The following is a 21,634-nucleotide window of genomic DNA, read 5'->3' on the forward strand; positions in this document are numbered from 1 at the left end:
GACAACGCGGTGGGCAAAAAAGCCCACCGGTGTTTCAGGAAATTTCGCGACGGAATGGCGGCAATGCGTTGAGGATTGCTTTGCCATAACGCTGGGTGACCAGGCGTCGATCCAGCAGGGTGATGGTGCCGCGGTCTTCCTCGGTACGCAGCAAGCGGCCGCAGGCCTGGACCAGTTTCAGCGAGGCGTCGGGCACGGAGATTTCCATGAACGGATTGCCGCCACGGGCTTCAATCCATTCGGCCAGGGCCGCTTCGACCGGGTCGTCGGGCACCGAGAACGGAATCTTCGCGATCACCACGTGTTCGCAATACGCACCGGGCAAGTCGACCCCTTCGGCAAAACTCGCCAGGCCGAACAGCACGCTGGAGTCTCCGCCATCAACACGCGCCTTGTGCTTGTTCAGGGTTTCCTGTTTCGACAGGTTGCCTTGAATGAACACTTGCTTGCGCCAGTCGCGGTCCAGGCCGTCGAACACGTCCTGCATCTGTTTGCGCGAGGAGAACAGCACCAGGGTGCCGCGCGAACCTTCCACCAAGGCTGGCAAGTCACGGATGATCGCGGCGGTGTGGGCCGGTGCGTCACGCGGGTCGGCTTTCAGGTCCGGCACCCGCAACACACCGGCGTCGGCGTGATGGAACGGGCTCGGGACCACGGCAGTCACGGCTTTTTTTGGCAGGCCGGCACGCATGCGGAAACGGTCGAAGGTGCCGAGAGCGGTCAGGGTCGCCGAAGTCACCAGTGCGCCATAAGCGACGTTCCACAGGTTGCGCCGGAGCATTTCCGCGGCGAGGATCGGGCTGGCATTGACCTCGATGTCGAACAGCGAACCGCTTTCGGCCAGGGTCAGCCAGCGGGCCATGGGCGGGTTGTCTTCCGGGTCTTCAGCGGTGAACGCGACCCACAATTCCCAGTTGCCCGAAGAACGGGACAACAGGCTGCCGAACAGCGGATACCACTCTTCGGCCTGGTTGCTGGCGATGCCGATATTGACCTCGCCGTCCATGCCTTCCTTGAGCAGTTCGGTGAGCCGGGTGAACAGGTCGGTCAGACGGGCATAGCCCTTCTTCAGCTCGACGCCCATTTCGCGCATGTGCTCGGGAATCACCCCGCCGACGAAACGGTGTCGCGGCCGTTCGCGGCCTTCGACGTCTTCGCCGGGCTTGAAATCGGCCACTTGCTCGCACGCGGTGAACATGAACTGCTGCTGGGTCTTGATCTCGCGAGCCAGCTCCGGCACCTGCTCGATCAACTTGCCCAGGTCACCCGGCAGCGGATGCTGGGCCAGTAGTTTGGTGAGGTTCTTGGCGGTAGTTTCCAGCCAGTCGGCGGTGGAACGCAGGCGCGTGTAGTGGGCGAAATGGCCGATGGCCTTGTCCGGCAGGTGGTGGCCTTCGTCGAATACGTAAATGGTATCGCGCGGGTCCGGCAGCACGGCGCCGCCGCCCAACGCCAGGTCTGCCAGGACCATGTCGTGGTTGGTGACAATCACGTCAACCTTGCCCATGCCTTCGCGGGCCTTGTAGAAGGCGCACTGGCCGAAGTTGGGGCAATGACGGTTAGTACACTGGCTGTGATCGGTCGTCAGGCGCGCCCAGTCGGCGTCTTCCAGGGCAGTGGACCAACTGTCGCGGTCGCCGTCCCATTTATTGCCGGCGAGCTTCTCGATCATGCTGGTGAAGAGCTTCTGGCTGGCCTCATCGACCTCGATCTTGAAACCTTCTTCTTCGAACAGCTGAGCCGTGGCGGTTTGCGCGTGACCTTCCTGGAGCAACATGTCGAGCTTGGACAGGCACATGTAGCGCCCACGCCCCTTGGCCAGGGCGAAGCTGAAATTCAGACCGCTGTTGCGCATCAGGTCGGGCAAATCCTTGTAGACGATCTGCTCTTGCAGGGCCACGGTGGCCGTGGCGATGACCAGGCGTTTGCCAGCGGCCTTGGCGGTGGGTATCGCCGCCAGGCTGTAGGCCACGGTTTTACCGGTACCGGTGCCGGCTTCCACCGCGACAATCGCGGGGTCGCCACTGCGCCGGCCTTCGTCGTCGGTGTCGATGTCACCGAGGACTTTGGCAATTTCGGCGATCATCAGGCGTTGGCCGTAGCGCGGTTTGAGGCTCTTGGCTTCAAGAAAACGCGAGTAGGCGCCCTGGATCGTGGTTTTGAGTTCGGTGCTGATCATGGATTGTCGGGCGCAAAAAACGCTGGATAAATTTTCAGTGGTTCGTATGGGCCGCTATCATACCCCGCTAATTAATCCCGCGCAGAACGGAGTACCTCAATGACACCTTTTGGCATCGTTTACACCCTGCACGTCCTGTCCGCCCTGGTGTGGGTCGGCGGTATGTTTTTCGCCTGGATGGTCTTGCGGCCTGCAGCGATGAAGGCGCTGGAGGGGCCTGCCCGTTTGAAGCTGTGGGTGGAAGTGTTTCAAGGTTTTTTCCGCTGGGTCTGGGTCGCGGTGGTGCTATTGCCGATCAGTGGCGTGGGCATGATTCATCTGCAATACGCCGGGTTTGAGGCGGCGCCGCGGTATGTGCAGGTGATGATGGGCTTGTATGTGGTGATGACCGCGCTGTTTATCCGGATTCAAGCGTTGCTGCTTCCAGAGTTGCGCACGGCGGTGGGCGCACAGGATTGGCCGACCGGGGCTGCGGTGCTTGGGAAGATTCGCAAGTTGGTGGGGATCAATTTGATTGTCGGGTTGGTGCTGGTGGCGATTGCTGCGGCCAGACCGATGTTCTAAAGCAAACAGTACAACTGTGGCGAGGGAGCTTGCTCCCGCTGGGTTGCGAAGCGGCCCCAAAATAGGACTGCTGCGCAGTCCAGCGGGAGCAAGCTCCCTCGCCACAGGATCTCGGTCGTTCTTACAACCTTTGAACGGTCACCGAACCCGCCGCACCCGCAGGCCCCGGCTGTCCATCAATCCCAGGACGACCGCTTTTGCCGCCATCGGCCTCGTAAACGAGGCAACCCTTCGCCTTGCCGCCCGCGCCCGGCTTGCCGCCAGGCCCCGCGATGCCACCGGCACCACCCGCCACCTGAACCTTGATCTGTTCAGCCGGATAATCCCGTGGCACTTCCAGCCTGACCAGCGCCCCCGGCGCCCCCGGCTGACCATCACTGCCATTGCTGCCATCGGCACCGCGGCCGGCCTGGCCCCATGTGCAACCCGGCGCCTGACCGTTGGCCCCATCAAGGCCGACAAAACCTGGCGCGCCCGCGCCACCGCGAGCGTCTACCGACAACAGCGGTGCATTCAGTGCCTTGATCTGCAAATTCAGGTTGCGTCCGGAGCGAGCGGCCTTGAGGTAAGTTCCCGGCGCCCCGCGAGCCGTGATCTGGCTGCCTTCAGACAATTCGGCACGACTGACTTTCAACTCCAGTACCTGCTCACTTGGCACGATGGCGATCCGCGCCTCACGCCCCAGATGCAATTCGCCGACGGTGACTTCGGTCACGTTCGAAGGAATCAACAAAGTGCCGTAATCGGCGACTTCCAGGCGTTCAAGCTGCAAGGTGCTGGCGGTGTTGGGCAGGCGCATCAATGAATTGGTTTCGACACTGACCACCTGGGCGCAGGCCAATGGGCTGATGAGTGCGGCGAGCAGACAGAGTTTACGCATGGGAAGCCTTCGATACGGTCGGAGCCGGGAGGGTTTGCAGGTGGAATACGCCGAAAAACAGGATCTTCAAGCGATCACGCCAAGGGTGGGCGCGACCTCTGAGGCTGCGGAAACAGAACACCGCCTCAAGCAGATGAAGAGACGCCAACACGCCGCCAGCCAGATTGACCAGCAGGTGCAACGGATTGACAAACGGCATCAGCAGATTGACCAGCACCACCAGCCAAAACAGCAGGGTCAACAACTTCCCCAGCCCCCAAAACACCTTCATACGCCCCCCGTTGAGAATTATTCTTTGCGCGCAAAGTAACGGCTTCCGCGAGGGATAAGCCAGAGGGCAACAGAAAATTCTTCATGAAGGCCGCCGAATGGCCGTCGAATCAACAGCCACTGTTGTCCGACGGCTCTATTTCGGGGCTTAGCGATTAATGTGCAATTCCACCCTACGGTTTTTCGCGCGTCCTTCATCCGTTTCGTTGTCGGCCAACGGCTGGCTTTCGCCTTTGCCTTCGCTGGTGAGTTTGCTCGGCGCAATGCCCTGGCTCAACAGATAAGCCGCCACACTGCTGGCGCGACGCTCCGAAAGTGCCTGGTTGTATTCATCCGAACCGACGCTGTCGGTATGACCGATCACCTTGATGCTCACCACATCGGCGAATTGCAGTTTGGACATCAGCGAATCCAATTGACTCTGCGCGGCGGGACTCAGGTCAGACTTGTTGAAGGCAAACAGCACGTCGCTGGGCAGCGTGATGACTTCGGGCTCAACAACTTCGACAGGTTTCACGCTGGCCGGGTACTGCGGCAGCGGACAACCATGGTGTTCGACAGGCGTATTGGCCGGGGTATCGGGGCAACGATCACGCCGATCGAAAACGCCGTCTTCGTCCTCATCGCCATCCTGGGCGTAACAGATCAAGCCACCGGTCAAGATACCGAGTGCTGCGCCACCGCCTGCCCAGCCGGCACTTTCAATCGCGCCCAGACCGCCGCCGACCAGTCCGCCGATGAGGCTGCAGATCGGCCAGGTACGTTGATTGAGAGGGGCGGTGCCATCGCTGTGAGTGGCGCAACCGGTCAACAGGCTGCCTAGCAGCAGAACCGGCAAGACGGTCCTTGTGAGAACGCTCATTGTGAAAGCTCCTGTGTTACCGGCCCATACCGGTTACACAGGAGTAAAGACCCGCATCCGCGACTGCACAAGCCGCGGAGCGGATGGGACTTAGCGGTTGATTTTGATTTCCGTGCGACGGTTCTGCGCACGGCCGTCAGCGGTTTTGTTATCGGCCACCGGCTGGCTTTCACCGGCACCGGTCACAGACACGAAGCTGCTGCGTGGGACGCCTTGCTGGATGAGGTATTCAACCACCGAGTGAGCACGCTTATCCGACAGTTTCTGGTTGTAGGTATCACTGCCCACGCTGTCGGTATGGCCGGTCACGGTCAATTGAGCGGTGGAGGCTTCCTGTTTCAGGCGCGTGGCGATTGTGTTGAGTACATCTTTATCGGCAGGCGTGAGTGTGGCTTTGTCGAACTGGAAGTGGACATCGCGGATGACAATGACTTCTTCCTTGACCACCACGACTTCTTCGACCACTGGCGCAGGTACCGGTGGAGGGCAGCCGTCGGCATCGACCTTCACGCCTCGAGGCGTACCCGGACACTTGTCGCGACTGTCCGGCACACCATCGCCGTCTTCGTCGCCATCGCCATGCACCCAGCAATAAGCCGCGGCGAAACTGCCGACGGCCAGCGCGCCATACCCCGCCCATGCCGTACTCTCGGTCGCACCGAGACCCGCACCGATGACACCACCGACCCCTGCACAGGTCGGCCAGTCGGTTTTCTGCAAACCTGCGCAACCAGTCAACACACTGGTTAGCAGAACCAAGGGTAATGCTGTCCGAACTATGCTCATCTAGTTTTCTCCTGAGGGATCGGCTTGAAACCGATTCAGGGAGTAAAGACCGGAGTTTTAATCTCCGCCAGCAATAGGCCACCGCTGTTTAGTCACGTATTCACGGCCGTTCGCCGATTTTGGTGCAAACCCGCTCTAGGCCCGCACGTTTGGGCAGGCTAGTCTTGGTGCTCTTTTTGAGGAACTCTGATGATTGCAGGTATTTCTTCGCGCACGCCCCAGCAGGCGTTGGCCGCTTTGCTTGATCGATACGCCCCCGCGCGCCTGTTGTTGATCGGCGCCAGCGAATTCCCCGCACTTGAGGCGTTCAAGCTCGCGCACCCGGACAGCTGCGTGGCGCATGCGGCACCGGGTGCACTGCCGGCCGAACTGGCGGCGCGCCGCTTTGATCTGGCGCTGGTGGTCGATTGCCTTGAACACCTGCCAAAGCGTGACGGTCTGAATCTTTTAGGCGGGATCCGTAATCTGAACGCCAGCCGCATTGCGGTGCTGGCGGATTTGCCGGCCAGCGGCTGGCAGGAGACGGATTTCTTTTCCCTGGCCTTGCAAGCCAGTGAACGCTTCCAGCGCGATGAACAAGTGCTGACGCTGTTCACCTACGATCTGCTTGACTATAAACAGGTGCCCGACTGGCTCAACTCGCGGTTCTGGGCCAATCCGGAAAACTTCGGGAAATATTGGTGGTAACGCAATGAGTACATCCATTTGCCCTTGCGGCAGCGGCACCCTGCTCGATGCCTGCTGCGGCCATTACCATGCCGGGCATCCGGCGCCGTGCGCCGAAGCCTTGATGCGCTCGCGCTACAGCGCCTATGTGCTGGGTTTGATCGACTATCTGGTGGCAACCACCCTGCCCGCGCAACAGGCCGGCCTGGATCGTCAGTCCATCAGCGACTGGAGCGCGCAAAGCACCTGGCTGGGTCTGGAGGTGGAAAGCTCCGAGGTATTGGGCGGTCAACCGGAACACGCATTCGTCACGTTCACCGCACGCTGGCATGACGGTGGTGGTGAACACAGCCACCGCGAGCGCTCCTCGTTCGTGCAGAACGGCGGGCACTGGTACTTCATCGACCCCACCGTGCCACTCAAGGCCGGACGCAACGATGCCTGCCCGTGCGCCAGCGGGCAGAAATTCAAGAAGTGTTGCGCGGGGTATTTCGGCGCGTGAGGTGATTCCAAAGGGCTAGACTGGCGTTCTAGGGAGAAACACGACCATGATCACCCGGCGCCTTGCACTTTTTCTCTTCTCCTCGCTCCTCTTTCTGGGGCTCGGCGGCTGCGCGTCCTGGTTCGGAGACGATCTGCCGGACCCGCAGGTGCACCTGGTGAAGGTTGAAGTGGTCCGCGCCAAACTGCTGGAGCAGAAATTCATCCTGCACTTTCGCGTCGACAATCCCAATGACAGCGACCTGACGGTGCGCGGCCTCGAGTACCGTATTCACTTGGGCGACATGCTGCTGGCCGAAGGCGAGCATGAACACTGGTTCACCGTCGGCCCCAAACGCAGCGCCTATTTCAAGGTGCCGATTCGCACCAACCTGTGGCCCAAGGTGCGGGACCTGGTGAAAATGCTGAAAAAACCCGATCAGCCCATCCCCTATCGTCTGGAAGGTGAAATGGAAACCGGTTTATTCATCGCGCACTACGTGCACCTGGCGCGCAATGGCGTGATAATCCCCGCCGATTTAATTCCGGAGCAAAACCGATGACCCAGCAACCCCATGTCCATGGCCCTGACTGCAACCACGATCATGACCATCACGACCACCATGATCACGACCACGGCCATGTCCACGGCCCGAACTGCGGCCACGCCCACCAGGAACCGGTGCGCAACGCCCTGAAAGATGTCGGCCGCAACGACCCTTGCCCATGCGGCAACGGCAAGAAATTCAAGAAGTGCCACGGCGCTTGATGCTTCGGGCGAAGAACGTCTTCGCCGCTTGAATCGACTTCGCGAGCAAGCCCGCTCCCACATTGGTTCTGTGCACGCATCCCCCTGCGGGAGCGACGGTGCGTCGCTCCCGCAGGGAATTCAGCCAGCCTTCAATATCTGTGCAGTACTCACGACCGTCGCATATTCCCCGTGCAAATTCCCCAGCGACATCGCATGCACTTCCTCGGCTGAGTGCGCATGGCCAAAATAATCGGCCTTGTCGAACGTAAAGCACGCATCCTCCGCCACCCACGCGTCAAATCCCAGGTTCCCGGCCGTTCGCGCCGTGGACTCCACCGAGTTATGGGTCGCAACGCCCACGATGATCAACTGCTCGATCCCCGCCTCGCGCAAAATCGCCTCCAGCCCGGTCGCACAAAATGCATCCGGTACCTGTTTCTGAATCAGTTGTTCGCCGGCCTGGGGCATGAAGCGTTCCTGAAACTCAACGCCTGCTTGCTGCGGCCAGAACACCGATTCCGGTGAACGGGACAGGTGCTGCACATGAATCACCGGCCGTCCGGTTCGCCGCCAATACGCCAGCAAATCGACAATTCGTTCCTCGGCCTGAGGATTATTTCGGCGCCCGAGCCGGGGCTGCAAAATACCTTTTTGTTGGTCGATGATGATCAGTGCTGCGTTGGTCTTAAGCTCCATGCCGACTTTTCTCACAACAGGTCATTGAATTTCAGGCACTTCAGCATCACTTCCGCTTACAGGCAAGATTGTGTTTATCGGACAAATCCTGAAATAACCTGACACCCTGCTTGCGCGCCCTCCTCCTGCTCACTAACGTAGCGCCTTTAATGACGCTACCCCCCGCAGGAGCTTTGCCATGGCCTCGCCAGCCCTTACACATTTTCTTCCCCGGTTCGGCGTTGCCGCAGCAGTGGCCGGTGTTTTGAGCCTGACCGGTTGTCAGACCTGGAACACCCAGGACACCCTCCCGCCGACCACCGGCGTACAGCCGCTCAAGGGCCTGGCGCAGAACGTTTCGGTGCGCCGCAATGCCATGGGCATGCCGCTGATCGAGAGCAACAGCTTCCACGACGCCCTGTTCGCCCTCGGTTATGTCCACGCCAGCGACCGCATCACGCAAATGGTCACCTTGCGCCTGTTGGCCCAGGGCCGTTTGTCAGAGATGTCCGGTTCGGACCTGCTGGACGCCGACCGCTACATGCGCGCCGTCAATCTGAAGAAAAGCGCGGGCGAGTTGTACAAGGCATCGTCGCCGCGCCTCAAACGCTTCTTCGAAGTCTATGCGCGCGGCGTCAACGCCTACCTGTTCCGTTTCCGCGACAAGCTGCCGGCCGACCTCGCCGCCAGCGGTTACAAGCCTGAATACTGGCAACCGGAAGACTCGGCGCTGATTTTCTGCCTGCTGAACTTCAGTCAGTCGGCCAACCTGCCAGAAGAAATCAACGCACTGATGCTGGCCCAGACCGTCACCACGGACAAACTCGGGTGGCTGACGCCGTCCGCCCCCGACGAAAAACTGCCGCTGGGCGAAGCTGAAAAACTGCAGGGCATCAAACTCAATGGCGCCATCCCGGGCCTGACGCAAATCAGCAAAGCCACCGGGCAACTGTCCGACCTGAATCTGCTGGGCGCCACCTCGTCGAACAACTGGACCATCGGCCCGCAACGCAGCCGCAGTGGCAAAAGCCTGCTGGCCAGCGACAGCCATGGGCCTTTGGGTGTGCCTTCGTTGTTCAGCTACGTGCAGATTCGTGCACCGAAGTACCAGGCCTCTGGTGTGACGATTGCCGGTTTGCCCATGGTGCTCGGCGGTTTCAACGGCAAAGTGGCGTGGAGCATGACCTCGGTCATGGGCGACAACCAGGACCTGTTCCTGGAAAAAATCAAACGCCAGGGCAACGGCCTCACCTATGAAGTCGGCGGCAAATGGCAGCCGGCGATCGTGCGCAACGAAACCTACTTCGTCAAAGGCCAGCGGCCGATTCGCGAAGTGGTGTACGAAACCCGCCACGGTCCTTTGCTCAACAGCGCCCAGGGCATGACGCTGGCCAATGGTTTCGGCCTGGCTTTGCAGACGCCGAATTTCACCGACGATAAAACCCTGGACGCGTTTTTCGACCTGTCCCGGGCACAGACCGTCGAGAAAGCCTCGGACGCCAGCCGTGAAATCCGCGCCATCGCCTTGAACCTGGTGTTCGCCGACGCCAGCAACATCGGCTGGCAAGTCACCGGGCGTTACCCGAACCGTCGCGAAGGCGAAGGCCTGCTGCCGTCGCCGGGCTGGGAAGGTCGCTACGATTGGGACGGCTACGCCGACCCGATGCTCCACCCGTATGACCAGGACCCGTCCCAAGGCTGGCTCGGCACCGCCAACCAGCGGGTCATTCCCCATGGCTACGGCATGCAGCTGTCCAATTCCTGGTCGGCTCCGGAACGTGGCGAACGCCTGGCCGAACTGGCGGGTGTGGGCAAACACGACACGCGCAGCGTGATCGCGATGCAATACGACCAGACCACGACGTTCGCCGCCAAACTGAAAAAAATGTTTGAAGCGCCGGGCATGGCCCAGCCGCTCAAACAAGCCATCGAAGCCCTGCCGGTTGCCGATCGCGGCAAGGCTCGCGAGGCGTACACCCGCTTGATGGCCTTCGACGGCAAACTCAGCCCGACCTCTGCGGATGCGGCGATCTACGAGCTGTTCCTGCAGGAAAGCACCAAACAGATCTTCCTCGACGAACTGGGCCCGGAAAGCAGCCCGGCGTGGAAAGCCTTTATCGCCAACGGCAAGTTGTCCTACGCGGCTCAGGCCGATCACTTGCTGGGCCGTGAAGACAGTCCGTTCTGGGATGACGCACGCACGCCGCAGAAAGAAGACAAGCCGGCAATCCTCGCTCGCAGTCTGGCGGCGGCGATCAGCGCCGGTGACAGTCAATTGGGCGGCGATCACAAAGCCTGGCAGTGGGGCAAGTTGCACCGCTATGAGTGGAGGAATGCCAGCGGCCAGACCGTGCGCGGTCCGCTCGCGGCCGGCGGCGATCACACGACGCTGAACACGGCGGCCTTCACCTGGGGTCAGGACTTCAACACGACGCTGGCGCCAGCCATGCGCTTTATCGTGGACTTCAGCCAGGCAGAACCGCTGATGGGGCAGAACAGCACCGGTCAGTCCGGCAACCCGGCGAGCCCGCACTACCTCGACAGCATTGATCCGTGGCTGAAGGGGCAATACATGAGCCTGCCGATGCAACCGCAGAACTTTGACAAGGTGTACGGCAAGACACGGTTGACCCTGACACCCGGCAAGTAACCCCTTTCGCCACTGATCGTTCCCACGCTCTGCGTGGGTATGCCTCTAGGGACGCTCCGCGTCCAGTGGCGCGGAGCGTCACGGGCTGCATTCCCACGGGTCGCATGGGAACGATCAGCGCGCGAAAATCGATAGAACTTCTCGCTTCGCGCCAACCTCATAGCTAACAAGCCCCCCCATTTTGGTAACAACATGGATCTTGTTATCGCGCGCCCTGAAGGTTTGTACTGCCCCGCCGGCGATTTCTATATTGACCCGTGGCGGCCGGTCGAGCGTTCGGTCATCACGCACGCCCATGGCGACCATGCCCGCACCGGCAACCAGCATTACCTGGCGGCCGCGCCCGGTGAAGGGATTTTGCGTGCGCGACTGGGCCAGGACATCAGCCTGCAAACCCTGCCCTATGGCGAGCGCTTGCGGCACCACGGTGTCACCCTGAGTTTTCACCCTGCCGGCCACGTCCTCGGCTCAGCCCAGGTGCGCCTTGAATACGGCGGCGAAGTCTGGGTCGCCTCGGGGGATTACAAGATCGAGCCCGACGGCACCTGCGCACCCTTCGAGCCGGTGCGCTGCCACACCTTCATCACCGAGTCGACCTTCGGCCTGCCAATCTATCGCTGGCAACCCCAGGCGCAGATCTTTGGCGAGATCAATCAGTGGTGGCAGGCCAATGCCGCCGCCGACAAAACCAGCGTGCTGTTCTGCTATTCCTTCGGCAAGGCCCAGCGCATTCTCCATGGCATTGACGCCAGCCTCGGCCCCATTCTGGTGCATGGCGCGGTGGACCCGCTGAACCGGGTGTACCGTGAGAGCGGCGTTTATATACCGCCGACGATCTACGCCGGCGCCGTGCAAAAGAGCGATCCGATGATGCGCAAGGCGCTGGTCATCGCCCCGCCATCGGCTGGCGCCAGCAACTGGATGCGCCGGTTTGGCGACTACAGCGACGGCTTCGCCAGCGGCTGGATGCGATTACGCGGCACGCGGCGCAGACGCGGCGTGGACCGTGGCTTTGTATTGTCCGACCACGCCGACTGGCCCGGCCTGCTCTGGGCCATCGAACAAACCGGCGCCGAACGGGTCATGGTCACCCACGGTTCGGTGGCGGTGCTGGTGCGGCATCTGCGCGAACAGGGCCTTGATGCCATGGGTTTCAGCACCGAATACGGCGACGATGAGGAAGACAACGCGGCCGTCGAAACCGAGCACGCCGAGGTGGCGACATGAAGGCCTTCGCCGAGCTGTATGCCGAACTCGACGCCACCACGTCAAGCAATGCCAAACTGGCCGCGATGCAGGCTTACTTCGCCCAGGCTGCCCCCGAAGATGCGGCGTGGGCGGTGTACTTTTTGTCCGGAGGGCGACCTCGGCAGCTGGTGCCGGTGCGCGTGCTGCGTGAGCTGGCCGTCGAGTTTTCCGGCCTTGAGCCCTGGCTGTTTGAAGAAAGTTATCAGGCGGTTGGCGATCTGGCGGAAACCATTTCGCTGGTCCTGCCTGAAACCCTGCACAGCTCCACCGACGGGCTGGCGGTGTGGATTGAAGACAAGCTGCTGCCCCTGCGTGGCGAATCCCCGGAAGTCCTCGCCGCACGGTTGCCCGCACTCTGGGCACAACTGGACCGTCACAGCCTGATGCTTTGCATCAAACTCATTACCGGCAGTTTCCGCGTCGGCGTCTCCAAACTGCTGGTGACGCGAGCCCTGGCAGCCATGGCCGGACTCGACAGCAAACGCGTGGCCCAGCGGCTGGTCGGGTACACCGACCTGTCCAATCGCCCGAACGCCGTCAGTTACCTGAAATTGGTCGCGGCCGAATCGCCCGACGAACATGCCCAGCGAGGTGGTCAGCCTTACCCGTTTTTCCTGGCCCATGCCCTGTCACAACCGGTCGAGCAGTTCGACGCCGTGCTCGGCCCGGCCAGCCAGTGGCAGGTGGAATGGAAGTGGGACGGCATCCGCGCCCAAGTGATCAAGCGTGACGGGCGCCTGTGGGTCTGGTCACGCGGCGAAGAACTGGTAACCGAGCGTTTCCCCGAACTCGACAGCCTGTTGCACGGACTGCCTGACGGTACAGTGATCGACGGTGAAATCGTCGCCTGGAAAGCCCCTCGCCCCAACACTGACGATGCCTTCAATCCACAATCGCCGTCCGCTCCGGCGGTGCTGCCCTTCGCCCTGTTGCAACAGCGGATCGGCCGCAAAACCCTGGACAGGAAAATTCTCGAAGAAGTGCCGGTGGTGGTCCTCGCCTACGATTTGCTGGAATGGCAAGGCGAGGACTGGCGCAGCCAGCCTCAGGCCAGGCGCCGCGATCAGCTGGATCAACTGATCGCCACCTGCAACAACCCGGTATTACTCGCCTCACCAGTGCTGGCCGGCGAAGACTGGTTCGACCTCGCCAGACAACGCGAGGCCTCCCGCAGCCTCGGTGTCGAGGGCATGATGCTCAAGGCCCGGGATGCGCTGTATGGCGTCGGCCGGACCAAGGACATGGGCGTCTGGTGGAAATGGAAAGTCGACCCCTTCAGCGTCGATGCGGTGCTGATTTATGCGCAGCGCGGCCATGGTCGCCGGGCGAATCTCTACAGCGATTACACCTTCGCGGTCTGGGATGGCCCGCCGGACGCCAGCGAACGCACCCTGGTGCCTTTCGCCAAAGCCTATTCAGGGCTGACCGACGAGGAAATGCGCCAGGTCGACAGCATCGTGCGCAAAACCACGGTGGAGAAATTCGGGCCGGTGAGCAGTGTGAAACCGAGCCTGGTGTTTGAGCTGGGGTTCGAGGGCATTGCCCTGTCGAAACGCCACAAGAGCGGGATTGCCGTGCGGTTTCCGCGAATGTTGAGGTGGCGGCAGGACAAGTCAGTGGAAGAAGCCGACAACCTCGCAACGCTGCAAGATTTGTTGGGCTGAAAGAAACTTTGTGGCGAGGGAACTTGCTCCCGTTCGGCTGCGAAGCCGTCGCAAATTTTCTACAGCGGGACCGCTTCGCGCTCCGGCGGGAGCAAGCTCCCTCGCCACAGGACTTGCGCCTCCATGACCTGATTTGGTGCGGCTATTTTCCGATGCCCGATTCCGTGCACAAATCCCCTATTGCCATTTCTTGTATCACCTTTTAAAACGCTTGTTCGGGACTCTGGTTCGGAAATTGCTACTTTCAATGGGTCTTACGCTTTCCAGTAACAATAATTCTGCGCCACAAGCGCTCATATTGGTTCTTAGGGATTGAATAATGAAAAAAGCATTGCTGACCCTTTCTGCGCTGGCGTTGTGCATGGCTGCTGGCTCCGCCATGGCAAAGGAATACAAAGAACTGCGTTTTGGCGTTGACCCTTCCTATGCTCCGTTCGAATCGAAAGCGGCCGACGGCAGCCTGGTGGGCTTTGACATCGATCTGGGGAACGCGATCTGCGCCGAGCTGAAGGTCAAGTGCAAATGGGTCGAAAGCGATTTCGACGGCATGATTCCGGGCCTCAAGGCCAATAAATTCGACGGTGTGATCTCTTCGATGACCGTCACCCCGGCCCGCGAAAAAGTCATCGACTTCTCCAACGAACTCTTCTCCGGCCCAACCGCCTATGTATTCAAGAAGGGTTCCGGCCTGAGCGAAGACGTCGCTTCTCTGAAAGGCAAGACTGTCGGTTACGAGCAAGGCACCATCCAGGAAGCGTACGCCAAGGCAGTGCTGGACAAGGCCGGCGTGAAGACCCAGGCCTATCAGAACCAGGATCAGGTGTATTCCGACCTGATGTCGGGTCGTCTCGACGCTGCGATCCAGGACATGCTGCAAGCCGAACTGGGCTTCTTGAAGTCGCCAAAGGGCGAAGGCTACGAAGTCAGCAAGCCGGTTGACAGCGAATTGCTGCCGGCCAAAACAGCTATCGGTATCTCTAAAGGTAACAAAGACCTCAAAGAGCTTTTGAATAAAGGTATCAAAGCGTTACACGACGATGGCACCTACGCCACCATTCAGAAGAAACACTTTGGCGATCTGAATCTGTACAGCGGCAAATAATGCCCGGCGCCCATCTCGCGATGGGCGCTTTTTTCACCCGATCAGGTTGCTGATTTATGTTCGAAAACCTATTACAAAACCTGGGGCTCTCAGCCTTCAGCCTCAAGGGCTTCGGTCCGTTGCTGATGGAAGGCACCTGGATGACCATCAAATTATCGGCATTGTCGCTGCTGGTGGCCGTATTGCTCGGCCTGCTCGGCGCCACCGCCAAACTGTCAAAAGTCAAACTGGTGCGGGTTCCGGCCCAGATCTACACCACGCTGATTCGCGGCGTGCCGGACCTGGTGCTGATGCTGCTGATTTTCTACAGCCTGCAAACCTGGCTGACGTCGTTCACCGATTTCATGGAATGGGAATACATCGAGATCAACCCGTTCAGCGCCGGGGTCATCACCCTGGGCTTCATCTATGGCGCGTATTTCACCGAAACCTTCCGCGGGGCGATTCTCGCCGTGCCTCGGGGCCAGGTCGAAGCGGCTACCGCGTATGGCCTCAAACGTGGCCAGCGCTTTCGAATCGTGGTGTTCCCGCAGATGATGCGCTTTGCCCTGCCGGGTATCGGCAACAACTGGATGGTGATGCTCAAGGCCACCGCGCTGGTGTCGATCATCGGCCTCGCCGATTTGGTCAAAGCAGCGCAGGACGCCGGTAAGAGCACCTATCAACTGTTTTACTTCCTGGTGCTTGCCGCTCTGATTTACCTGCTCATCACAAGCGCTTCCAACTTCGTCCTGCGCTGGCTCGAACGGCGCTACGCCGCCGGTTCCCGGGAGGCCGTACGATGATCGAACTCTTGCAGGAATACTGGAAACCCTTCCTTTATACCGACGGCTACAACATCACGGGCCTGGCCATGACCCTGTGGCTGCTGACCGCCTCGATCGTCATCGGTTTCCTGGTGTCGATCCCGCTGTCCATCGCCCGGGTCTCGCCGCACTTCTACATTCGCTGGCCGGTGCAGTTCTACACCTACCTGTTCCGCGGCACGCCGCTGTATATCCAGTTGCTGATTTGCTACACCGGCATCTACAGCCTGGCCGCCGTGCGCGCCCAACCGGTACTGGATGCGTTCTTTCGCGATGCGATGAACTGCACGATCCTGGCGTTCGCCCTGAACACCTGCGCCTACACCACGGAGATTTTCGCCGGGGCGATCCGCAGCATGGCCCACGGTGAAGTCGAAGCGGCCAAGGCCTACGGCCTGACAGGCTGGAAGCTGTATGCCTACGTGATCATGCCGTCGGCCCTGCGTCGCTCGTTGCCTTATTACAGCAACGAAGTGATTCTGATGCTGCACTCGACCACCGTGGCGTTCACCGCGACCATCCCGGACATCCTGAAAGTCGCGCGGGACGCCAACTCGGCGACCTTCCTCACCTTCCAGTCGTTCGGCATCGCTGCGCTGATCTACCTGACCGTTACCTTCGCGCTGGTCGGCCTGTTCCGCCTCGCCGAACGCCGATGGCTGGCGTTCCTCGGGCCGACCCACTAGGACCCGCTTTCAGGAATAAAGAGACAAACATGCGCCACCAGATACATGACTTGCTGGCCCCGCTGCCGGGGACCGCTCGACAGATTCACAGTTTCCACTTCGGCCCAACGTCGGCCAAAGGCAAGATCTACATCCAGTCGTCCCTGCATGCCGATGAAATGCCCGGCATGCTGGTGGCCTGGCACCTCAAGCGGCGCCTGGCGGAACTTGAAGCCGCCGGCCGCCTGCGCAGCGAAATCGTGCTGGTGCCGGTGGCGAACCCGGTCGGCCTGGAACAGGTGCTGATGGATGTGCCGCTGGGCCGCTACGAGCTGGAAAGCGGGCAGAACTTCAATCGCTGGTTCGTCGACTTGAGCGAAGCGGTGGGCAACGAAATCGAAGGCCAGCTTGGCGATGAGCCGCAGCGCAACCTCGAGTTGATCCGTGAAAGCCTGCGCAACGCCCTCGCTCGGCAAACCGCCAGTACTCAGCTGCAATCCCAACGCCTGACCCTGCAACGGCTGGCCTGCGATGCGGACGTGGTGCTGGACCTGCATTGCGATTTCGAAGCAGTCGCCCACCTTTACACCACACCCGAAGCCTGGCCGCAGGTCGAGCCGCTGGCCCGTTACATCGGCGCCGAAGCGAGCCTGCTGGCCACCGATTCCGGCGGTCAGTCGTTCGATGAATGTTTCACCCTGCTCTGGTGGCAGTTGAAAGAACGCTTCGGCGAACAGTTCAACATCCCGTTGGGGAGTTTCTCGGTCACCGTCGAGTTGCGCGGCCAGGGCGACGTCAATCATCCTCTGGCCAGTCTCGACTGCCAGGCGCTGATCGACTACCTGATTCACTTCGGCGCCATTGCCGGCGAAGTGGCGCCATTGCCCGAGCTGCCCTACCCCGCCACCCCGTTGGCCGGCGTCGAGCCGGTGTCGACACCGGTGGGCGGTCTGCTGGTGTTCACCGCACTGCCGGGGGAATACCTCGAAGCCGGGCAACTGATCGCCGAAATCATCGACCCGATCAACGATCGCGTCACACCCGTTCATTGCACCGCCGCCGGACTGATGTACGCCCGCTCGCTGCGGCGCATGGCCACTGCCGGCATGGTGATCGCGCACGTCGCGGGCACCGAGGCCTATCGCAGCGGCTACCTACTTTCGCCTTGAGGATGCATGCCCCATGTACAAACTGACCATCGAAGGCCTGCATAAAAGCTATGGCGATCATCATGTGCTGAAAGGCGTTTCACTCAAGGCCAACACCGGCGACGTCATCAGCCTGATCGGCGCCAGCGGCTCGGGCAAAAGCACCTTTCTGCGCTGCATCAACTTTCTCGAACAGCCCAATGACGGCGCCATGACCCTGGACGGCCAGAACATCCGCATGATCAAGGACCGCCACGGCATGCACGTGGCTGACCCCGATGAACTGCAAAAAATCCGCACCCGCCTGGCCATGGTGTTCCAGCACTTCAACTTGTGGAGCCACATGACGGTGCTGGAAAACATCACCATGGCCCCGCGCCGGGTGCTGGGTTGCAGCAAGGAGGAAGCCGAAGACCGCGCGCGGCGTTACCTCGACAAGGTCGGGCTGGCGGCGCGCGTGGCGGATCAATACCCGGCGTTTCTTTCCGGTGGCCAGCAGCAACGCGTGGCGATTGCGCGGGCATTGGCCATGGAACCGGAAGTCATGCTGTTCGACGAACCGACCTCGGCACTCGACCCGGAACTGGTGGGAGAGGTGCTGCGAGTGATTCAAGGCCTGGCCGAAGAAGGCCGGACCATGATCATGGTGACTCACGAAATGAGCTTCGCCCGCAAGGTGTCGAGCCAGGTGCTGTTTCTGCATCAGGGCCTGGTCGAGGAAGAAGGCGCGCCGGAAGACGTGCTGGGCAACCCGAAGAGCGAGCGGTTGCAGCAGTTCCTGAGCGGCAACCTCAAGTAACACTGCAAAGCCTGTAGGAGCGAAGCTGGCTCGCGAAGGCGGAGTATCAGCCGACATCATCGTTGCCTGACACTCCGCCTTCGCGAGCCAGCTTCGCTCCTACTGGGTTCAGATTCCGATCAGCAGTACTGCGATTAAACTTGTTCACCCACGCCGCGGTCACTGAAAGAAGACTTTCAGAGCGCACACCGCCGGCATGGGATCGTCCACCGACTACGCATCACAATGGTTCAGCGCCCGCGACTGGAAGCCATTCGCCTTTCAGAAGCAAGTGTGGACGGCCGTCAAGCGCGGTGAGTCCGGATTACTGCATGCCAGCACGGGTGCCGGTAAAACCTATGCAGTCTGGTTTGCCGCGCTCAATCGCTACGCCAAGTCCATTGCCCCTGTTGAAAAACCTCGCAAACGAAAACCGCTGGCCGAACCGCTGACGGTGCTGTGGATAACCCCCATGCGCGCCTTGGCCGCCGACACCGCTCGCGCCCTTGAAGCACCGCTGCACGACCTGCAGATCCCCTGGAGCGTCGGCCTGCGCACCGGCGACACGAGCAGCAGCGAACGTGCGCGTCAGAGCCGACGCCTGCCCACCACGCTGATCACCACCCCTGAAAGCCTGACGCTGATGCTCGCCCGTGCCGATGCGCTAGCAGCGCTATCGACCTTGCGCATGGTGGTGGTCGACGAATGGCACGAACTGCTCGGCAACAAACGCGGCGTGCAGCTGCAACTGGCCCTCGCCCGTTTGCGTCGATGGAATACGGACCTGATCGTGTGGGGCGTTTCCGCGACGCTGGGTAATCAGGCCCACGCCGAACAGGTGTTGATCCCACAAGGTGGCGGCATCAGCGTTCAAGGCCAGACGTCCAAGGAACTGCGGGTCGACACGCTGCTACCGCCAGCCATCGAGCGATTTCCCTGGGCCGGCCACATTGGCTTGAAGATGTTGCCGCAAGTCGTCGCTGAAATAGACTCAAGCCCCAGCAGCCTGGTGTTCACCAATACTCGAGCGCAATCCGAGATCTGGTATCAGGCGTTGCTGGAGGCGCGCCCCGATTGGGCCGGGCTGATCGCCTTGCACCACAGCTCACTGTCGCGAGACACCCGCGACTGGGTCGAGCGAGCGCTGAAGGAAGGCCAGCTCAAAGCGGTGGTCTGTACTTCAAGCCTGGACCTGGGGGTGGATTTCCTGCCGGTGGAACGGGTGCTGCAAATCGGCTCGGCCAAAGGTGTGGCGCGCCTGATGCAGCGGGCCGGGCGTTCCGGTCATGCGCCGGGGCGAGTGTCACGGGTGACGTTGGTGCCGACCCACAGCCTGGAACTGATCGAAGCGGCGGCGGCTCAAGATGCCGTCGCGCAACGCAGCATCGAGCCCCGAGAGTCGCCGCACAAACCGCTGGATGTGCTGGTTCAACACCTGGTCAGCATGGCGCTGGGCGGTGGGTTTGTTCCCGACGAATTGTATGAAGAAGTCCGTAGAACCTGGGCTTATCGAGACCTGACGGCGGCGGATTGGACCTGGGCGCTGGCGTTTGTACGCCATGGCGGGCTTTCCCTGACAGCCTATCCGGATTATCGCCGGGTCGAGCCTGACGAGTTTGGCGTCTGGCGTGTACCGGATGCGCGGCTGGCGCGGCGACATCGCATGAGCATCGGCACCATCGTCAGCGATGCGAGCATTCAGCTGAAGTTCTGGAGCAAGGGCGGCGGCGGCAAGCAGTTGGGCAGTGTCGAGGAAGGTTTTATTGCGCGACTGAAGCCGGGCGACGGTTTCCTGTTCGCGGGGCGCTTGCTGGAGTTGGTGCGGGTGGAAAACATGACCGCTTATGTCAAACGCAGCACCGCGAAAAAAGCCGCGGTGCCGCGCTGGAATGGCGGGCGGATGCCCCTTTCCAACGAACTGGCGCAGGCGGTGGTCGCGCGTTTCAGTGCAGCGGAGCAAGGCGAGTTCATCGGCCCGGAGATGCGGGCTCTGCGGCCGCTGCTGGAGGTGCAGCGACGCTGGTCCGGGTTGCCGACCTCGAACTCGTTGCTGGCCGAAGCACTGAAATCCCGCGAAGGCTGGCACCTGTTCCTGTACCCCTTTGCCGGGCGTCAGGTGCATCTGGGCCTGGCGAGTTTGCTGGCGTGGCGGGTCAGCCAGCAGCAGGCGGTGACGTTTTCCATCGCGGTCAATGATTACGGGCTGGAGTTACTCAGCGCCACCTCTGTGGATTGGTCGCAGGTGTTGAACCCAGGCCTGTTGAGCGCCGAGCACTTGTTGAACGATGTCCTCGCGAGCTTGAATGCCGGCGAACTCGCGCTTCGCCGCTTTCGGGAAATCGCCCGAATTGCCGGACTGGTGTTTGCCGGCTACCCCGGCGCACCGAAAAGCACACGGCAGGTTCAAGCCTCCAGCGGACTGTTCTTCGAGGTGTTCAAGCAGTACGACGCGGGGAATCTATTGCTGGCGCAGGCCGGGGAAGAAGTCCTACGGGAAGAACTGGATATTCATCGTCTGGAACAGACGTTGGCGCGTATCAATCGCCTGAAACTGGACCTGCATCAGATCAAACGTCCTACGCCGCTGGGGTTTCCCCTGTTGGTTGAACGCATGCGGGAAAGCATGAGCTCGGAAAAACTCGCGGACCGTATCCGTCGCATGGTCACCGACCTTGAGAAAACCGCCGAAACCGGGAAAACCTGATGAGTACGCCCTATCCCGTGAGTCTGGCCGGTGAAGAACTGTGGCTGCTGCCGGAAAAAGCCATTTACTGGCCGGCGCAACAAGCCCTGCTGATCGCCGATGTGCATTTTGGCAAAGCGGCGGCGTATCGTAGCCTTGGCCAGCCGGTGCCCCATGGCACCACCGCCAGCAATGTCGCGGTGCTGGACGGGATGTTGGCCGCCCTACCTTGCCGTCAGCTGATTTTCCTCGGGGATTTTCTGCACGGGCCCGGCTCCCATGCTTGCGGCACGTTAAGCGCCCTGGCTGAGTGGCGAGCGCGGCACCCGGATCTGCCAATGACGCTGATCCGCGGCAACCACGACAAACGCGCCGGGGACCCGCCGGCTTCGTTAAACATACGCGTAGTGCCCGAACCGTTGTTGCTCGGACCGTTCGCCTTGCAGCATGAGCCCGATCCGCATCCGCACCGGCATGTGCTCGCCGGGCATGTGCATCCGGTTTATCGGCTGAACGGCAAAGGTCGGCAACGTTTGCGCCTGGCGTGTTTCAGATTGGGCGAGGACATCAGCCTGCTCCCGGCCTTCGGCGCGTTTACCGGCGGCTATCAGATAGAACGGGACGACAGCTGCAGGATCTTTGTCATCGGCGACAACGAAATATGGCCAGTCAGCGCGTAGGAGCGAAGCTTGCTCGCGAAGGCGGTGTGTCAGATAAGGATGATGTTGTCTGACACACCGCCTTCGTCGGAACTCCGTCCAAATCAAGCTTCGCCCC

The 21,634-nt window shown here is 61.0% G+C and carries 21 protein-coding genes; 15 read left to right on the plus strand and 6 right to left on the minus strand.

Annotated elements, in window-relative coordinates:
- Positions 1–34 precede the first annotated feature (34 nt).
- Positions 35–2,179 carry an ATP-dependent DNA helicase DinG gene (gene dinG / locus AB4N91_RS20230; protein WP_077749573.1) on the minus strand — a complete coding sequence of 715 codons (2,145 nt, stop codon included), beginning with the start codon at positions 2,177–2,179 and terminating at the stop codon, positions 35–37.
- A gap of 99 nt (positions 2,180–2,278) precedes the next feature.
- Between dinG and AB4N91_RS20235 the strand changes: the two genes are divergently transcribed.
- Positions 2,279–2,743, plus strand: coding sequence for a CopD family protein (locus AB4N91_RS20235; RefSeq protein WP_010462624.1), 465 nt, complete (start codon positions 2,279–2,281; stop codon positions 2,741–2,743).
- Between the two features lie 121 nt (positions 2,744–2,864).
- On the opposite strand, the gene AB4N91_RS20240 is transcribed toward AB4N91_RS20235, so the two are convergent.
- The 4 genes from AB4N91_RS20240 to AB4N91_RS20255 form a co-directional block, all read right to left on the minus strand.
- On the minus strand, positions 2,865–3,623 hold the full coding sequence (locus AB4N91_RS20240; protein WP_010462626.1) for a collagen-like triple helix repeat-containing protein: 759 nt from the start codon (positions 3,621–3,623) through the stop codon (positions 2,865–2,867).
- Complete coding sequence (locus AB4N91_RS20245) at positions 3,616–3,894, minus strand: DUF1145 domain-containing protein (protein WP_010462628.1); 279 nt, start codon at positions 3,892–3,894, stop codon at positions 3,616–3,618. Before AB4N91_RS20245 ends, AB4N91_RS20240 begins: the two co-directional genes overlap by 8 nt.
- A 147-nt stretch (positions 3,895–4,041) precedes the next feature.
- Complete coding sequence (locus tag AB4N91_RS20250; RefSeq protein WP_010462630.1) at positions 4,042–4,755, minus strand: OmpA family protein; 714 nt, start codon at positions 4,753–4,755, stop codon at positions 4,042–4,044.
- 90 nt (positions 4,756–4,845) lie between these two features.
- A complete protein-coding gene (locus AB4N91_RS20255) occupies positions 4,846–5,541 on the minus strand; it encodes an OmpA family protein (protein WP_083374888.1) in 696 nt (231 codons plus the stop codon).
- Between the two features lie 189 nt (positions 5,542–5,730).
- On the opposite strand from AB4N91_RS20255, the gene AB4N91_RS20260 reads away from it, so the two are divergent.
- Genes AB4N91_RS20260 through AB4N91_RS20275 form a run of 4 tightly spaced genes read left to right on the plus strand, consistent with a single transcriptional unit; the run spans position 5,731 to position 7,456 of the window.
- Positions 5,731–6,228 carry a DUF6231 family protein gene (locus tag AB4N91_RS20260; protein ID WP_010462634.1) on the plus strand — a complete coding sequence of 166 codons (498 nt, stop codon included), beginning with the start codon at positions 5,731–5,733 and terminating at the stop codon, positions 6,226–6,228.
- A 4-nt stretch (positions 6,229–6,232) separates the two neighbouring features.
- The gene (locus AB4N91_RS20265) at positions 6,233–6,709 is read left to right on the plus strand and encodes a YchJ family protein (RefSeq protein WP_083374889.1); all 477 of its coding nucleotides are present in this window, start codon (positions 6,233–6,235) and stop codon (positions 6,707–6,709) included.
- Between the two features lie 46 nt (positions 6,710–6,755).
- Positions 6,756–7,250: an LEA/WHy family protein gene (locus tag AB4N91_RS20270; RefSeq protein ID WP_083374890.1), complete on the plus strand. Its 495-nt coding sequence runs from the start codon at positions 6,756–6,758 to the stop codon at positions 7,248–7,250.
- The gene (locus AB4N91_RS20275) at positions 7,247–7,456 is read left to right on the plus strand and encodes an SEC-C metal-binding domain-containing protein (RefSeq protein ID WP_007906737.1); all 210 of its coding nucleotides are present in this window, start codon (positions 7,247–7,249) and stop codon (positions 7,454–7,456) included. The genes AB4N91_RS20270 and AB4N91_RS20275 overlap by 4 nt, the downstream gene beginning before the upstream one ends.
- Before the next feature lie 120 nt (positions 7,457–7,576).
- Here AB4N91_RS20275 and AB4N91_RS20280 read toward each other — a convergent pair whose 3' ends face one another.
- Positions 7,577–8,134 carry a cysteine hydrolase family protein gene (locus AB4N91_RS20280; RefSeq protein ID WP_154503375.1) on the minus strand — a complete coding sequence of 186 codons (558 nt, stop codon included), beginning with the start codon at positions 8,132–8,134 and terminating at the stop codon, positions 7,577–7,579.
- A 178-nt stretch (positions 8,135–8,312) separates the two neighbouring features.
- On the opposite strand from AB4N91_RS20280, the gene AB4N91_RS20285 reads away from it, so the two are divergent.
- The 10 genes from AB4N91_RS20285 to pdeM all read left to right on the plus strand — a co-directional run bounded on the left by AB4N91_RS20285 (position 8,313) and on the right by pdeM (position 21,537).
- Positions 8,313–10,763, plus strand: coding sequence for a penicillin acylase family protein (locus AB4N91_RS20285; protein ID WP_460111716.1), 2,451 nt, complete (start codon positions 8,313–8,315; stop codon positions 10,761–10,763).
- A gap of 192 nt (positions 10,764–10,955) precedes the next feature.
- Positions 10,956–11,990, plus strand: a complete 1,035-nt coding sequence (locus tag AB4N91_RS20290; RefSeq protein WP_460111717.1) for a ligase-associated DNA damage response exonuclease — start codon at positions 10,956–10,958, stop codon at positions 11,988–11,990.
- Positions 11,987–13,675, plus strand: coding sequence for an ATP-dependent DNA ligase (locus tag AB4N91_RS20295; protein WP_460111718.1), 1,689 nt, complete (start codon positions 11,987–11,989; stop codon positions 13,673–13,675). Before AB4N91_RS20290 ends, AB4N91_RS20295 begins: the two co-directional genes overlap by 4 nt.
- A gap of 319 nt (positions 13,676–13,994) precedes the next feature.
- Positions 13,995–14,777, plus strand: coding sequence for a transporter substrate-binding domain-containing protein (locus AB4N91_RS20300; protein WP_010462646.1), 783 nt, complete (start codon positions 13,995–13,997; stop codon positions 14,775–14,777).
- A 56-nt stretch (positions 14,778–14,833) separates the two neighbouring features.
- On the plus strand, positions 14,834–15,562 hold the full coding sequence (locus tag AB4N91_RS20305; protein WP_077750284.1) for an ABC transporter permease: 729 nt from the start codon (positions 14,834–14,836) through the stop codon (positions 15,560–15,562).
- Positions 15,559–16,269 (plus strand): ABC transporter permease, encoded by a 711-nt coding sequence (locus AB4N91_RS20310; protein WP_077750283.1) that lies wholly within the window; start codon positions 15,559–15,561, stop codon positions 16,267–16,269. Before AB4N91_RS20305 ends, AB4N91_RS20310 begins: the two co-directional genes overlap by 4 nt.
- A gap of 29 nt (positions 16,270–16,298) precedes the next feature.
- Positions 16,299–17,417: a succinylglutamate desuccinylase/aspartoacylase family protein gene (locus AB4N91_RS20315; RefSeq protein ID WP_460111719.1), complete on the plus strand. Its 1,119-nt coding sequence runs from the start codon at positions 16,299–16,301 to the stop codon at positions 17,415–17,417.
- Positions 17,418–17,430: 13 nt separating this feature from the next.
- Complete coding sequence (locus tag AB4N91_RS20320) at positions 17,431–18,195, plus strand: ABC transporter ATP-binding protein (protein ID WP_010462652.1); 765 nt, start codon at positions 17,431–17,433, stop codon at positions 18,193–18,195.
- Positions 18,196–18,391: 196 nt separating this feature from the next.
- The gene (locus tag AB4N91_RS20325) at positions 18,392–20,878 is read left to right on the plus strand and encodes a ligase-associated DNA damage response DEXH box helicase (RefSeq protein WP_460111720.1); all 2,487 of its coding nucleotides are present in this window, start codon (positions 18,392–18,394) and stop codon (positions 20,876–20,878) included.
- Positions 20,878–21,537: a ligase-associated DNA damage response endonuclease PdeM gene (gene pdeM, locus AB4N91_RS20330; protein WP_172792345.1), complete on the plus strand. Its 660-nt coding sequence runs from the start codon at positions 20,878–20,880 to the stop codon at positions 21,535–21,537. Before AB4N91_RS20325 ends, pdeM begins: the two co-directional genes overlap by 1 nt.
- Positions 21,538–21,634: the final 97 nt, after the last annotated feature.

Source organism: Pseudomonas sp. H3_D04 (assembly GCF_054669175.1).

Excerpts from the sequence above, each read along its gene's own strand:
- pdeM (WP_172792345.1), top strand. The coding sequence starts at position 20,878 with ATGAGTACGCCCTATCCCGTGAGTCTGGCCGGTGAAGAACTGTGGCTG.
- AB4N91_RS20255 (WP_083374888.1), bottom strand. The coding sequence starts at position 5,541 with ATGAGCATAGTTCGGACAGCATTACCCTTGGTTCTGCTAACCAGTGTG.
- AB4N91_RS20265 (WP_083374889.1), top strand. The coding sequence starts at position 6,233 with ATGAGTACATCCATTTGCCCTTGCGGCAGCGGCACCCTGCTCGATGCC.
- AB4N91_RS20260 (WP_010462634.1), top strand. The coding sequence starts at position 5,731 with ATGATTGCAGGTATTTCTTCGCGCACGCCCCAGCAGGCGTTGGCCGCT.
- AB4N91_RS20325 (WP_460111720.1), top strand. The coding sequence starts at position 18,392 with ATGGGATCGTCCACCGACTACGCATCACAATGGTTCAGCGCCCGCGAC.
- AB4N91_RS20305 (WP_077750284.1), top strand. The coding sequence starts at position 14,834 with ATGTTCGAAAACCTATTACAAAACCTGGGGCTCTCAGCCTTCAGCCTC.
- AB4N91_RS20235 (WP_010462624.1), top strand. The coding sequence starts at position 2,279 with ATGACACCTTTTGGCATCGTTTACACCCTGCACGTCCTGTCCGCCCTG.
- AB4N91_RS20285 (WP_460111716.1), top strand. The coding sequence starts at position 8,313 with ATGGCCTCGCCAGCCCTTACACATTTTCTTCCCCGGTTCGGCGTTGCC.
- AB4N91_RS20290 (WP_460111717.1), top strand. The coding sequence starts at position 10,956 with ATGGATCTTGTTATCGCGCGCCCTGAAGGTTTGTACTGCCCCGCCGGC.
- AB4N91_RS20310 (WP_077750283.1), top strand. The coding sequence starts at position 15,559 with ATGATCGAACTCTTGCAGGAATACTGGAAACCCTTCCTTTATACCGAC.
- AB4N91_RS20300 (WP_010462646.1), top strand. The coding sequence starts at position 13,995 with ATGAAAAAAGCATTGCTGACCCTTTCTGCGCTGGCGTTGTGCATGGCT.
- AB4N91_RS20295 (WP_460111718.1), top strand. The coding sequence starts at position 11,987 with ATGAAGGCCTTCGCCGAGCTGTATGCCGAACTCGACGCCACCACGTCA.
- AB4N91_RS20250 (WP_010462630.1), bottom strand. The coding sequence starts at position 4,755 with ATGAGCGTTCTCACAAGGACCGTCTTGCCGGTTCTGCTGCTAGGCAGC.
- AB4N91_RS20240 (WP_010462626.1), bottom strand. The coding sequence starts at position 3,623 with ATGCGTAAACTCTGTCTGCTCGCCGCACTCATCAGCCCATTGGCCTGC.
- dinG (WP_077749573.1), bottom strand. The coding sequence starts at position 2,179 with ATGATCAGCACCGAACTCAAAACCACGATCCAGGGCGCCTACTCGCGT.
- AB4N91_RS20315 (WP_460111719.1), top strand. The coding sequence starts at position 16,299 with ATGCGCCACCAGATACATGACTTGCTGGCCCCGCTGCCGGGGACCGCT.
- AB4N91_RS20270 (WP_083374890.1), top strand. The coding sequence starts at position 6,756 with ATGATCACCCGGCGCCTTGCACTTTTTCTCTTCTCCTCGCTCCTCTTT.
- AB4N91_RS20245 (WP_010462628.1), bottom strand. The coding sequence starts at position 3,894 with ATGAAGGTGTTTTGGGGGCTGGGGAAGTTGTTGACCCTGCTGTTTTGG.
- AB4N91_RS20320 (WP_010462652.1), top strand. The coding sequence starts at position 17,431 with ATGTACAAACTGACCATCGAAGGCCTGCATAAAAGCTATGGCGATCAT.
- AB4N91_RS20275 (WP_007906737.1), top strand. The coding sequence starts at position 7,247 with ATGACCCAGCAACCCCATGTCCATGGCCCTGACTGCAACCACGATCAT.
- AB4N91_RS20280 (WP_154503375.1), bottom strand. The coding sequence starts at position 8,134 with ATGGAGCTTAAGACCAACGCAGCACTGATCATCATCGACCAACAAAAA.